The sequence below is a fragment of the Hirschia maritima DSM 19733 genome (genome assembly GCF_000378345.1).
Lineage (GTDB): Bacteria > Pseudomonadota > Alphaproteobacteria > Caulobacterales > Hyphomonadaceae > Hirschia > Hirschia maritima.
The window spans coordinates 147,350-161,028 of the sequence record NZ_KB899549.1 but is presented as its reverse complement, the minus strand read 5'-3'; the positions used below and the strand labels follow the sequence as shown (position 1 = coordinate 161,028).

The window sequence follows — 13,679 nt, the reverse complement described above, 5'->3', positions numbered from 1 at the left end:
CTCTATAAATTAATCAGCAGAAACAGGAGGTTCTCTGTACTGATCCATTCGGCTGATGTCATAATCTTCAAATTGTTGTTTAAGTGTCCATAATGGACGCTCTTGCTTTAATTCCCATTCATAGATTTTCTTGAATAGCTTTTCGACGATTTCCGGGTGCTTGTGTGCCAAATTGTTTTGTTCAGCGATATCTTCTTTTAGGTTGTACAGTTCAGCAGGTCGGTCTGGCATTCTGATCAGTTTCCAGTCTCCGTCGCGTACTGCAGCGCGTACATCCTTTTTCCAAAACAATGTTTGGTGTGGGCGGTCATTGTTTTTGCCCGTTATGAATGGGAGGATGTCAACTCCATCTACATTTTCAATTGTGGAAACGTCTCCTCCGGCTGCCGCGTAAAAAGTCGGTAAAAAGTCCATCGTGCTAACAGGAAAGTCGAATTTGCTACCAGCCTCAATCATCGCTGGCCAACTAATGAGGTAAGGAACACGAATACCTCCTTCAAGATGATTTGATTTGCTTCCAGCTAGTGGGAAATTGTTAGACGCATTTTTATCTGTTGGGCCACCATTATCATTGGTGAATACCACTATTGTGTTCTCTTCTAAGCCAAGTTCTTTAAGTTTTGACATGACCGTGCCAGTCGCGCGGTCGAGTGCTGTCGTCATGGCAGCTACTTGCTGTCTTTTCCCGTCTAGATCGGGATAAAGAGCTAAATCTTCTTCAGTCGCATCCATTGGAGTGTGAACTGCATTGAAAGATAGGAAGACAAAGAAAGGTTCGTCTTTGTTACGTTCGATGAAGTTAGCGGCTTCTTCACCAAGCACATCTGTTAAATAGCCCTCATGCTCTTCAAATACACCCATATTGCGTTCTAGCTTATGGTCGTGATGAGGAGGTTTTCCCTCATAAGGGAAGTAATTACGGAGGCCGCCCCTGAAACCGTAAAATTCATCGAAACCACGGTTCAAAGGGTGAAAGCGATCAGCGTTGCCCAAGTGCCACTTGCCAAATACCGCTGTTTTATATCCTTTTGATTTAAGCCTATCGGCGATAGTAACTTCTTCAAGAGGAAGCCCCATATCATCGGCCAAATATTTGGATGAGGAGCTCATGAAACCAGGAACGTTAATTTCCTGGTATCCAAAGTTTTGTTGATAACGACCTGTGATTAGTCCCGCCCTTGATGGGCCGCATGTTGCGTCAGTAACATATCCTTGAGTGAAGACCATTCCGTTTTCAGCGAGGGCGTCCAGATGAGGAGTTTTCATGACGGAACTGCCTTGGAAACCAAAATCGGCATAACCCGCGTCATCTGCAAATAGTAAAACTATATTGGGTTGCTTTTCACTGCTTTGATCTGTTTTGTTTATTTGAGCACATGCCCCTAAGGGGAGTAATAGCGACGAAACTATTGCACAGACTAACTTTCTCATGAAGGAACGTTCCTCGGGTTTCGAATATCAATTAGTTCGTTGATATTCACGTATGGAGTTTTAGGGCGCTTTAGGCCCCAGCTCTGATCGAAGTCTTTTGGTGGCATCGCTTAACAATTTTTCGGTCAAGGCTTCAGCTTTGTCGCCGTCGCCGTCCGCGATTGCTTGATAAACATCTCTATGAAACGGAATGGACGCGCCATTCTCAACAGGGTTTTTGTTAGTAATTCTCACGCTAATCAGCAGGGCGGAGTAAATTACGCCTTCAAGCCCGGATAGGAATTCATTTCTAGCGGCTTTTAAAACAGCTTTGTGGAAGTGGGCGTCTGCGATGATGAAGCCTTCAGTAGATGCTTGCTCAGCTTCCATATCATCACATGCTTTTTTGATTGCGGCGATATCATCGGGGGTGGCGCGTTCGGCCGCCCAGCGCGCGGTCTTAGGTTCAATGGATAACCTTATTTCCATGAGTTGAGCCAAAAATTCTTGACGTGGTGGGGCAGATAAATGCCAAGCCAGAACATCATCATCCAGAAGGGCCCATCGAGAGCGAGGAAGTACACGTGTGCCAATCCCGCGGCGGACGTCGAGCATGCCTTTTCCAACTAGAATTTTAACCGCTTCACGAATGACTATTCGGCTAACTTTGTATCTTTCAGCTAATGAATTTTCATCATCTATTATACTGTCTACTCTCAGTGTACCTGCTACTATGCGTCGTCCTATTTCACGCGCAACTTGTACTGGAAGACTGGGCGTCATATTCGCTGTTTGTTTTAAATCGTAGTATACAAGTTCGCTCATAGCATAAACCTAAACATAATATTTTATTGATTTTCGCAGTTTACGTCTCAAACTGGGTGTACGCTAGTCTTTGTTGACAATATTTATTGGTGGTTCGGGGTGTCCGATTGCAACATCGTTTATCCTGAAAGTCGCACCGTGTTTGGCTCCTTTTGCCACTTCGTCTTCTAGGCCTATCGCCGCGGAAGTTAAGTGCATGTCTTTATAGTCTTTTCCGCTGAATGCAGGACAGGTTGGGCGAAGAGTTGGAACATTGATTTGGTCCAATAATTCTCCCTCAGGCGAGTAACATTGCACGCATGAGCTATCCCACACAGCGGTCCAATAATTTCCATGTTGATCAGTGACTGCACCATCGATCTCTAAGTTCTTATGGGAGAGATCCAAAAACTGCTGTGATTCTGAAACCGGCTGCCCATTCTCTTGAGATAATTGGATCTTAAAAATCTTACGTATGGATGAGTCCGCATAATATGCTAAGGCACGTTTTTTATCGAAACAAATACCATTAGGAATCGTTAGCCCATTTACGATCTGGGTCAATTTCCCACAATGCCATCGATAAATCGCACCTGCTTTTTCTTTCGCGGATTTATCCATTGTGCTGATCCAGAAACCACCCCAAGGGTCCGCTCTTCCATCATTGCTTCTATTGGTTGGTTTTTCTGGTTCAATCTCACAAATTAGCGTGATCGATTGGGATGAAATTTCGTATTTGTACAGTCCTGTTTCCATTGCCAAAAGAAGGTTGTGTTCATCTATCCAACCTATAGCGGAAATCATCTCTTTGAATTTAAATTCACTCAACGATTTTTCTGTTTTTCTGTAGAGCTTATGGTTTGGAAGGTCGACCCAAAACAGCTCGCTACGTAGAGGGTGCCACAGGGGGCTTTCCCCTAAACCGCAAGGAGTCAAATCGACAATTTCAATATCTTTTTCGATTTTGTCGGATTGCATAGCTCGTCTCTGAAACTGGTTACAAAAGAGGTGGCGTGCCCATTATCTGGGAGGAATGTGGGCACGCCAAGTTACGGGACTTCATCAACAGTTGGCGCATTGCCTCCTGGGAGCGATGTCATCGTTTCCGATGCCATCATTTCGTTCACGAATGTCTGATAGGTCACGCAATCATTCATTCGCAAAAGTAGAACACATCATAAAATCTGATGATGTGATCATTTCAAATGCAGAATATCAAACCTCATACAATTTCATTTCTAATTACCAGTTTGATACTGCTTAATTGACCTCAAAATGGCGCACAAAGTCTGGGTCAGGATCAACACCCAAACCCGGTCCAGTTGGAATTGGGATGGTGCCTCCAGATTGCTTCACACGTTCTTGAATATTGAGAGGCTTTTGAAGCAGCTCTTCTCTGAATCTATTTGGTGTAGTGTCGTATTCTAGCATGGGCTGAACTGGATGGGCCGCCCCTGGGAAATCTGGAAGAGCAGCTAACAGATGCATGTTGGTACCAACAGCAACTGCCGAACCCCAGACGTGATTGACCACAGGTACAAAATGAGCTCGCGCCATGGCTATGATTTTTTGATATTCGGTAATTCCACCAAGCGCGCATACTTCGGGCTGCAATATGTCGACACATCTGTTTTTGATGAGGTCTCTGAAACCAAACGAAGTGAATTCTGCTTCACCACCAGCAATGTTCAGCACCAATGCTTCGCAAAGATCTCGGTAGCCTTGGTGGTCTTCTGGTGCGACAGGTTCTTCAAACCAGTAGATACCCATTTTTTCGAATTCATGACCTAGTGTCATAGCTTCGCGAGTTGTGTAGGCATGGTTTGCATCGACCATAACCTGAAAATCAGGCCCGACAGCATCTCTTACCGTTTCCACCAATTCGATATCTTCTTTGACGCCCAAACCAATTTTCATTTTGGTTGCTTTGAATCCAGCTTCGACGATTTGCGCGCTGTCTGTTTTAAAGCGTTCCTTTAAATCTGGAACGCGTTGCAGCATCATTCCATAACCATAAACTGGGATTTCTTCTCGGAATGCGCCTCCAAGCAATTGATATACGGGTTGGTTGTAGTACTTGCCTGCGATGTCCCACAAAGCAATATCCACCCCAGATAGAGATTGAATGGGCATACCTTTCTGCCCATGGTCTCTCATCAAATTGTAGGCTTTGTGCCAAATGACATCACGATCAAGTGGGTTCATTCCGATGATCATGGGTTGAATGACTTGTTCAACAATAGTTTTATTAGCGAGTGCTATGCCTCCGCCTCCAAAACATTCTCCCCAACCTGTAATGCCTTCGTCAGTACGAACTTCAACCAGGTGCGCCGTACGTTTCGTGTAGTATTGCTGGGAGTAGCCCAACTCTTCATCAAGGTCGTACTGCAGAACATGACTGCGGATTTCGGTGATTTTCATAATACTCTACCTTACTTGACAATCGCACGGCTGACTCGTTTAGGAACGAGATACTCATCAAGTGCCAAGTGAGAGCAGTCTACACCAATGCCGGATTGGTTGATGCCGCAGTGTGGAAGATTGATTGCGTACTTCACGCCGTTGATTTGAATCTCTCCAAACCTCAATTTTGATGCGAAAAAGTCTGCCCGATCTTGATCTTCGGTGAAAATGTAAGCGGTTAGCCCTGCATCGGTGTTGTTTGCAGCTACAAGAACTGCTTCTTCATCTGTAAATTCCATTAAATTGACGATCGGGCCAAAGATCTCTTCTCTTGCCACTCTCATATCGTCTTTGACATTTCCCAGAACAGTGGGAGCGTAGAAGGTGCCGTCCTTTAATCCAGGCGGACGCCCGCCACCTGCCAATAGTTCCGCTCCATCAGAGACTGCATCTTGTACTAAGCTGTCGATCCGATCCCAAGAGTTTTGGTCAATGACTGGACCCATTTCTATGTCTTGGTCTTTTCCAAAGCCAACTTTTCTAGCATTGGCCCGATCAACAATTTTTTGATTGAACTCTTTAGCTATTTCAGCTGCAACAAACACTCGGTTAGGGGCAACACATATTTGACCGGCATTTGAGTACTTCAATCCGCAAACGGTATCTGCTGCTAAATCCAAATCCGCATCTGCAAACACTAGTACAGGCGCATTCCCACCCAATTCCATTGAATAACGTTTTATGGAAGTTGCACCAGCTTTCATAACGTGAAGGCCTGTTTGTGTGGAACCGATAAGAGTCAGCATTGCAGGAATTTTGGAAGAACTAATCAGGTCACCAATTTCACTATTGCGTCCACTTATTATGTTCACAGCACCAGCGGGAAGGCCGATTTTTTGGCACAGCTCACCCACCGCATATGCTGATAAAGGCGTTTGCATAGAGGGTTTTATGATGATTGGGCACCCAGCAGCCATTGCTGGTCCCAATTTGTAAGCGAGATTTAAAAGCGGAAAGTTCCAAGCTAGGAAAGCCGCTACAACGCCAACAGGTTCGCGTGAGATAATGTGAGTATGAGTGCCATCACGATCCTGTAATTCCTCTGCTTTGATTTTGAGTATTTCGTCAGCATAAAAGTTGAGACTATCCACGAGCATATCGAAATCATCTTTCGTGCTGCTCCATGGTTTCCCCATTTCAAAGTGAACGCATTCTCTAAGATGATCCTCGTTCTCGAGGACAGCATCCTGTAATTTGTGCATCCAGTCTACGCGCTCTTGAACGGGGGTGGTGGACCAGATCGGAAAAGCTGCTTGCGCACCTTCAAGTGCTAGATTTGCTTCGGTTGGCGCAGCTAAATCAATGGTACCTGAAACTTGGTTTGTGGCAGGGTTTATAACGTCATACGAAGACGTTGTTTTGACTAATTCCCCGTTTATATATGGTAGTTTCGAAAACATTTATGACCGCTTCCCATGCAATTCTGAGTAAGGATATGAGTGGTTGTTTATCTACAAACAGCAATTCAGTTAGCGAACAAAGAGTGTGTTCAATTCACCCATGGTTTCAGCCAAAAAAACTGCACCTCATCCTTTTATCTAATCTTTGCTAACATCATATGTTTAAAAATGCAACTCATAATCTTTGTGGTTTTTGGGGTTTCAAGAGTTAAGCGGTTGAGAGGGGTTCCGATTCAAATTGCTAGTTGAGTGGTGGGGAGGTGCCTCAAATTTGTCTCCGGAAAAGCCGAATCTGTATCTGTGAAGCCTGCTGAAACAGGGTAACAACATGCTTATGTCGGGTGACGCGAAGGTTCAAATTCAAAAATACGTCAAAAAATATTTCTATTAAAATACAGTGTGTTGCGTGATGAATGTACGTGTTTTTTGTGGTGAGTGTTGCAAAAAAGCTCTACAGGAAACGTTTACCATTATTCAAAAGTGTGCAACAAAAATACTCGTTGACTTCGCGTATTGAGAAAATTGATTGCGCGATGATGTATGAATTTTGGTATGGTAACAGCCTTTTTTTTGGGACAAAATTCAAACATATGATGAATATAAAGAAGGGATGAATTGTCACTGGTATAGTAGATCGACATTGATTTTGAATCGGCTGGGTTTTGAGAGAAATCTCGCCTTTTTTTGGGTCAACAATAAAACGTATGATGATTGAGTTGATTAGTTTTGATCGGTAGATCACAATTGCTCATGATTTTAAGGTCGGTACTTCAGTCGCTCTTTGTCTCGGAAAAAAGAATTTTGAGCCGATCCAGCTCAAAAACAAAACAACTCTTTGGAGTTTGAGGATAAAGGATAGGGAGAAGAGAATGAACAAAGATTTCAAAGTGCTGAGATTTTCTCAGTCGTTATTGGGGGCGGCATCTGTACTCGGGTTGCTCTCGCTGTCTCAAGTTGCATATGCGCAAGATACTGTTGAAACCACGAATTCATTGGAAGCTACAGCTGAGGAAGATGAGACCAAAACTCTAGATACGGTTGTTGTAACTGGGTTTAGAAAATCGCTCACAGACGCATTGGTGGCTAAACGCAACTCCGGAAATATTACGGACGGAATTTCTGCTGAAGACATTGGTAAGTCAGCCGACCAGAACATTGCGGAAGCACTTCAGCGTGTAACAGGTGTATCGATCAACCGTGCCAACGGTGAAGGGTCAACTGTAACAGTTCGTGGTGTCGAGGCTAACCTTAACAATGTGACGATTAATGGTGTTACACTGACGAACGCTGCGGGTGATGTGCGGAATTTTGATTCCGGTCAGGCCGTTGATTTTAGTGCTTTTTCATCTGACCTTATTTCTCAAATTGAAGTGGCAAAGACACCGAGTGCTGACCATGATGAAGGGTCTCTGGGGGCTGCAATTAACCTAACAGGGTTTAAGCCTCTAAACTTTAATAAAGAACGTCGTGTCTTTGAAATTCAAGGGCGTGGCAATGACTTGTTGTCTCCTGAAGGGGAAGGATTACATGCATTTGGGGATGCTGGTTACAGATTTAATGCTTCGCTTTCGGAAAAGTTGTTTAATGACCGTTTAGGGCTTTCATTGGTTGCTACAAGCGAGACAACCAAAGGTCGTCAAGACTCACAATTGATGAACCGTTTTGAGCGTGCCTTGACTCCATCAGCGCCTAACGCTCCATCTGTTTTTGCTGATCGCTTAACGGGTGGAATCACTAATGGTGTTACTGGCGCTCTTGACCGTACATTGGATTATACAGATGCTGATGGTAACGTTGCCAACAGCCGCATAGGTGTGTTGCTTCCTTTTAACATCACTTACGATCAAACATTTTTCGAAACGACGCGGAACAATTTAAATAGTGCTGTGCAATGGCAGCCAGATGACACAACGGACATTCAGTTGGATGTAACGCTCAGCCGAACAGATCGAAAAACGGATCAGGATCAGTTTGAAATCCGCCCAGCGACACGGTTTTTTCCACTATTTTTAGGAAACGAAAACGTCTACAACCCCGAAACTTTTGATGTGACACGTTACCGCCAAGAAGCGTTTCCAGCATTCTTTGGGAGTCAGCCAGCTGGTGAAGCAGACACACCAGGTGGTGCCAGAAACATTGGGTATGTAAGACCTGCTGTAACGAGAACTGATATCACTGAGGACCAAATAGTTTTGGGCTTGAGTATTGAAAAAGAATGGAATGATTTCACATTCAACCTTAGCGGTGGAACTTCCAAATCGACAGCCAAAGACAATGATTGGATTTTTGCTACGACCCAAATCGAAAACCAGCCTCAAAATAGAAATTCGCCTCTTATCGGGGAAAACTTCAACGGTTTTCATGGAAACAATCCAAGATCAGGTCTTATCAAAGGGTATGATTGTGAGCCAGGAGGAGTGTGTCAGATATTCTTGAGTGACACAATTCCAAATCGTACAGCTACATTACCGCCTGGTGGTGTGAATGGTGCCAACCCAGACCTTGCAATTGTGGATGATCCATTTGAGTGGGATATTGGTAACATTTCTGCGCGCGATCGTAATATTACTGATTTGTCCAAAAACCTGTTTTTTGACGTAGATTGGGATCGCCAATTTGGTCCAGTTACAAAGACAGAGTTTGGTTTGAAGTGGTCTGAACGTAGTCGTAAGCAGGCACAAACCAACCAAGGTTTTAACAGAAACGCAAATGGATTTGGTCGTCTATTCCGTGCGAACATCACTGAATTTGTAACTGATGAAAACTTCTTGCGTGATGGTTTTGGTGAAGACATTGGTTTGGCCCGCGATAACATTACAGATGGGATCGTTGGTTGGGACCCATACGCTTTGCGTGACGCGCTGCAAGCGGAAAGTGAGTTAACTGGTGCCATCCCAAACAGCCGTGCTTCGCTGCGTGATATCACAACAACAGCTTATGCGGCTTATCTAAAAGCAAACTTTGAAGCTCTTGAAGGGCGTTTGTTTGGTGATGTTGGTGTGCGTTACGCCAAAACTGAAGTTGAGTCTGAAGGTAATCTGAGCTTACAACTGTCAAGATTGAATTTCTTGACGCGTGAGGAAAACCAACAATTCTTTGGTTTCAATGGGCCGGGTGATCCTACTAACACACGTACATCTGACGAAACTGCCGCAATTTTGCTTAGTATCTTTGGGCCTAATGTTCCGGCAAATACTGCAGGTGGATCAGAGTACGATATTCCTGGTGATACATCATTTGACACGCATGAATACGACACTTGGTTGCCAGCATTGAATGTTAATTTCCAATTGCGTGATGATATGCTCTTGAGGTTTGCCGCGTCTCGTACAATGGCTCGTGCAAACATTGACCAAACACGTACAAACTTGAGAATTCAAGAAAATACGTTTGGGGATACTTTTGCGAGTTCAGGAAATACTCGATTGGACCCTTATATTTCTGATAACTTAGACCTTTCCTACGAATGGTACTTTGATGAAGAGTCGCTATTCTCTATCGCTCTTTTCAACAAAGAACTATCAGATGGTGTGCGTGTGACTAACTCACCATTCGCACTTCGTGATTTCAGAGATATTTATTACGGTGCTCCTGTTGACGGGGCTGTTGTGCCAGGGCTTGTAGATGAGGTTGGGCTTCCAGCTGATACAGACTTCCAAGGTAGTTTGGGTAGCTTGTTGCTCGAGGCTAATGCTAATCCACTGACAAGTGGATGTTTGCCACAAAGAATTCTGGATGCATCTCTTTTGGCTCCGGATGGATTTGATCCTGCCACGGGGGATCCGTTAGATCTTAGACGTTGTAACATTGTAAATGTTTCACGTCCGGTGAACACATCAACTGGTTATGTGAGAGGGGCAGAGATTACACTTCAGCACAACCTTTCATATCTTCCGGGATTATGGAGCGGTCTAGGTTTTACATCAAACTACACATATTCAGACTCGCAAATTGATGGTCAAACCATTGTTTCGCCGATTGGTACGGAGCAAACATTCTTGACAGCACCATTGCCAAACACTTCATTGCACACATTCAACGCGACTGTGTTCTATGAAAAAGACGGTAAGCTCTTGCGTTTGGCATACAACACACGTACGGATTACTTGATTTCATCAGGTAATGTTCAAGGTGATGTGCGTCTTTATGGTGAGGGTGATGACTCGTTGGATGCCTCAGGTTCTTGGGATATTACTGACAACCTTACGCTGAACTTCCAGGCGGTGAACCTGTTAGATACTGTCACGCGTCAATACGCTGTTGTTGAACAGGACCTCCCTTTTCCTAACAGTTCAGCTTTCATTCCAGGCGAACCATTGTCTCTGGGTGATCAGCCTTCTCACAGAACTGCTTTACTGCGTAATAGTGGTCGAGTGTTCCGTATCGGATTGCGTTATGAGTTCTAATCTAAATTTCTAGATTAGCATGACCTAAAGGGCCGAGCGGATTTCCTCCAACCGCTCGGCCCTTTTTTTACAAATATGTTTGTATTTAGCTTTAGGGAAGAAAGCGAAATGACCCCCTTGTTGAAAGGTACCAAAATTTTGGTACCGGTGAAGACATTACAAAAAGTGCTGGCATTTGCATTGGTCGGGATCTCCGCGTCGGCTTGTGCAGTTCAAGAAAACCCTCCGGTGGCAAGGGTTGCACCAGCTTCAATAGCTGCAGAAACGCCCAATGTTATCGTGATTTTGACAGATGATCAGGGGTATGCAGATGTGGGCTTTAATGGCAGCAAAGATATTCCAACCCCCAATATAGATCGCATTGCCGATGAAGGCGTTCGATTTGATCGCGGCTATGTGTCTTTCCCTGTATGTGGCCCAAGTCGCGCAGGTTTGTTGACCGGGCGTTATCAGTCTCGTTTTGGATATGATTTAAATGCGAGTGAAAATCCAGAAGATCCCAATGCTGGGCTTCCTCTTTCCGAAAACATGATCCCCGCCGTAATAGAACCAGCAGGATATACAAGCACCATCATTGGTAAGTGGCATATGGGAAATCACCCAAACTTTCACCCATTGGAACGTGGGTTTGACGAGTTTTTTGGTTTCACCAATGGTGGACATAATTACTACGCCGAAAAATACAGAGATGTGGACCTTTCTAAAGCTAAGTCTTCAGCTCACCTTTATCAGACGCGTCTTGTGAAGAACCGAGACAAGATTGACGCAAAAGGGTATCTAACTGATATACTCTCAGACGAAGCTGTTGATTTTGTGAAGCGCAAAAAGGACGAGCCATTCTTTATGTATTTGGCTTACAATGCGCCGCACGCGCCTTTGCAAGCACCGCCTAGATACACAGATCGTTTTCCACACATTGAAGATGAAAAACGTAAAATTTATGCAGGAATGGTTAGTGCCGTTGATGATGGGGTCGGTCGTTTGCTCGACACGCTTGATGAGCTGGAAATAGCAGATAATACGATTGTTTTCTTTCTATCGGATAATGGGGGACCATTGGTAAGAGCCAAGAATGGTTCCATCAATCTGCCTTTTAAAGGAGGGAAAGGGGATTTGTTTGAAGGGGGAGTTCGCGTGCCTTTTGCTATGCGTTGGCCTGCTCAAGTTCCCGCTGGTGTAGATTATCCTCACCCTGTTAGTTCATTGGATATTTTGGCAACTATGGTGGCTGTTAATGGACTAGAGCCTTCCACAGAACAACCGTTAGATGGTGTAAACCTAGTGCCATTCGTTCAGGATGCTGCGTTTAAAGATATGCCGCACGAAAAGCTGTTCTGGCGCTATATAAATAATGACGCCAATGCAAATTGGAAAACAGGTGTTTTGATTGGCGATGATAAGCGCGTGACAGTTAGAGGCGCAGAAATGCTATATGATATTGGCGCGGACAAGGAAGAAAAATTCGATACCAAGAAGCGTAAAAAAGACACCAATAAAAAGCTGAAAGAAGAGTTTGAAAATTGGGAATCAGAGATGGGACGGCAGAGCGTTCCTATCTGGAATGAGTGGCCGCCTAAATGGGATGGTGATTTGGAAGAGAGTGCAAAGTAATGATGAAAAAAATCTATGTTTCTATTGCCGCCTCAGCACTAATATTGGGCGCATGCTCGGCTACGGATACCAAAGCACAACAAGAAGCCCAGCCCAAAGAGTCTATTGAACAAGTTCAGGCGAAAAAGGGTGAAAACCCGAACGTGCTGGTCTTGATGTTTGATGACATGCGCTTTGATACTTTTTCGCATCGCGGCGGTCCTGTTCCTACCCCTAATATTGACGCGCTTGCGGCGCAATCTACGCGTTTTGATATGGCGATGACAACAACTGGACTTTGTTCTCCATCTAGGGCGGCATTCTTCACTGGACGATGGGGGCATCGCACAGGGTTGGATGATAATGTTGCACTTTGGCATTCAAGGCAAACTAATCTGAATGATGCGGAAGGTGGCATTATCCGAGGTGCGGCGGATGCTGGTTACTTTGTGGGGTATGTTGGAAAGTGGCATTTGGGCCCAAAAGGGATGATCAAGCGCGGGGCCGAGTTTGTAGATACTTATGACAAAGAACTCATTGATCACGAAACTCAGTTTGCTCCCTATGGAAGACTGGATCAAACGCGTCGGTATCTTGAAGGTGAGCGTGATGCGAATGGTGAGAAAAACCAGTACTATCTTACTTTAGAAGGTACGTATGACGACACACAAGCGGCTCAGAAGGTTCGAGCAGGGCAGGAAATGTTGCGTCAAGCTGCTAAGGATGAGCGCCCATTTTTCGGAGTGATCAGTTTTAGTCAGCCACATCCTCCATATCGTGTCCCTGAGCCATATGCGAGTATGTTCCCAAATGAAGAAATAGATGTTCCTTCAAATCATTTGGCTGAGCGCGTAAACAAGCCAATTAGCCAAGAAGTACCATGGTGGCCATGGCATGAAGTGTCTCATATGACAGACGAAGACTGGTTGGAATCTAGAGCGCACTATTATGGGGCGATTGCTATGCTTGATCGTGCTGTAGGTGAGATTATCGATACTGCCAAGGAAGAAGGTATTTGGGATGATCTCCATGTTGTCTTCATTGGAGATCAGGGAAGCATGCTTGGAGAACATGGGCTTTATGATAAGTCGGCATATGCTTACGACGAGCTTATGAGAATTCCATTATTGATGCGCGACCCAGATATTGAGCCACGTATAGTTAACCGCCACGTGTCTCTTTTGGATGTGCCAGCAACGCTTAATGAGTGGATGAAGCTAAAAGCGGATGGGCCCATTGATGGAGAAACTTTGACTCCCTTAATGATAAAGGGTGATGAGGCGATTAGCGACGAAGATGATGATGCGCTTTATGCATATGAATGGTATAATGGTGCATGGTTTGGATTGCGCGCGATCCGGACGTCTGAGTATAAATATGTTTGGAATCCGGGCGACTCCAGAGATGAGCTTTACAATCTCAAAAATGATCCGGGTGAGGTGACTAATCTCATCAATGATACAGAGTATTCAGACACAGTGTTGCGGCTCCGTCAGCGTTTGAAACAACGTCTTATTGAGGTGGAAGACCCGTCAGCGGTAAGATTGGAAAAACGGATAGCTGACAGTATTCAATAGAGCATTCGTAAACTAAGTAAAAAGCAGCC

The 13,679-nt window shown here is 44.6% G+C and carries 8 protein-coding genes; 3 read left to right on the top strand and 5 right to left on the bottom strand.

Features of this window, described 5'->3' with window-relative positions; translation table 11 throughout:
* Positions 1 to 9: 9 nt before the first annotated feature.
* From F551_RS0115200 to F551_RS0115175, 5 genes are all read right to left on the bottom strand, one after another.
* Positions 10 to 1,431: a sulfatase gene (locus tag F551_RS0115200; protein WP_018998386.1), complete on the bottom strand. Its 1,422-nt coding sequence runs from the start codon at positions 1,429 to 1,431 to the stop codon at positions 10 to 12.
* Positions 1,432 to 1,491: 60 nt separating this feature from the next.
* Positions 1,492 to 2,235, bottom strand: coding sequence for a FadR/GntR family transcriptional regulator (locus F551_RS0115195; protein WP_018998385.1), 744 nt, complete (start codon positions 2,233 to 2,235; stop codon positions 1,492 to 1,494).
* 63 nt (positions 2,236 to 2,298) lie between these two features.
* On the bottom strand, positions 2,299 to 3,192 hold the full coding sequence (locus F551_RS0115190) for an SMP-30/gluconolactonase/LRE family protein (protein ID WP_018998384.1): 894 nt from the start codon (positions 3,190 to 3,192) through the stop codon (positions 2,299 to 2,301).
* Positions 3,193 to 3,474: 282 nt separating this feature from the next.
* Positions 3,475 to 4,635 (bottom strand): mandelate racemase/muconate lactonizing enzyme family protein, encoded by a 1,161-nt coding sequence (locus F551_RS0115180; protein ID WP_018998382.1) that lies wholly within the window; start codon positions 4,633 to 4,635, stop codon positions 3,475 to 3,477.
* 11 nt (positions 4,636 to 4,646) lie between these two features.
* Positions 4,647 to 6,077 carry an aldehyde dehydrogenase family protein gene (locus F551_RS0115175; protein ID WP_018998381.1) on the bottom strand — a complete coding sequence of 477 codons (1,431 nt, stop codon included), beginning with the start codon at positions 6,075 to 6,077 and terminating at the stop codon, positions 4,647 to 4,649.
* Positions 6,078 to 6,946: 869 nt separating this feature from the next.
* On the opposite strand from F551_RS0115175, the gene F551_RS0115165 reads away from it, so the two are divergent.
* The 3 genes from F551_RS0115165 (at position 6,947) to F551_RS0115155 (ending at position 13,650) form a co-directional block, all read left to right on the top strand.
* On the top strand, positions 6,947 to 10,483 hold the full coding sequence (locus F551_RS0115165; protein WP_018998379.1) for a TonB-dependent receptor: 3,537 nt from the start codon (positions 6,947 to 6,949) through the stop codon (positions 10,481 to 10,483).
* A gap of 108 nt (positions 10,484 to 10,591) precedes the next feature.
* Complete coding sequence (locus F551_RS0115160; RefSeq protein WP_018998378.1) at positions 10,592 to 12,094, top strand: sulfatase-like hydrolase/transferase; 1,503 nt, start codon at positions 10,592 to 10,594, stop codon at positions 12,092 to 12,094.
* Entirely contained in the window at positions 12,094 to 13,650 is a 1,557-nt protein-coding gene (locus F551_RS0115155; RefSeq protein WP_018998377.1) for a sulfatase-like hydrolase/transferase, read from the top strand. Before F551_RS0115160 ends, F551_RS0115155 begins: the two co-directional genes overlap by 1 nt.
* Positions 13,651 to 13,679: the final 29 nt, after the last annotated feature.

Coding starts and splice junctions, on each gene's coding strand:
- F551_RS0115200 (WP_018998386.1), bottom strand. CDS start 1,431: ATGAGAAAGTTAGTCTGTGCAATAGTTTCGTCGCTATTACTCCCCTTA.
- F551_RS0115195 (WP_018998385.1), bottom strand. CDS start 2,235: ATGAGCGAACTTGTATACTACGATTTAAAACAAACAGCGAATATGACG.
- F551_RS0115190 (WP_018998384.1), bottom strand. CDS start 3,192: ATGCAATCCGACAAAATCGAAAAAGATATTGAAATTGTCGATTTGACT.
- F551_RS0115180 (WP_018998382.1), bottom strand. CDS start 4,635: ATGAAAATCACCGAAATCCGCAGTCATGTTCTGCAGTACGACCTTGAT.
- F551_RS0115175 (WP_018998381.1), bottom strand. CDS start 6,077: ATGTTTTCGAAACTACCATATATAAACGGGGAATTAGTCAAAACAACG.
- F551_RS0115165 (WP_018998379.1), top strand. CDS start 6,947: ATGAACAAAGATTTCAAAGTGCTGAGATTTTCTCAGTCGTTATTGGGG.
- F551_RS0115160 (WP_018998378.1), top strand. CDS start 10,592: ATGACCCCCTTGTTGAAAGGTACCAAAATTTTGGTACCGGTGAAGACA.
- F551_RS0115155 (WP_018998377.1), top strand. CDS start 12,094: ATGATGAAAAAAATCTATGTTTCTATTGCCGCCTCAGCACTAATATTG.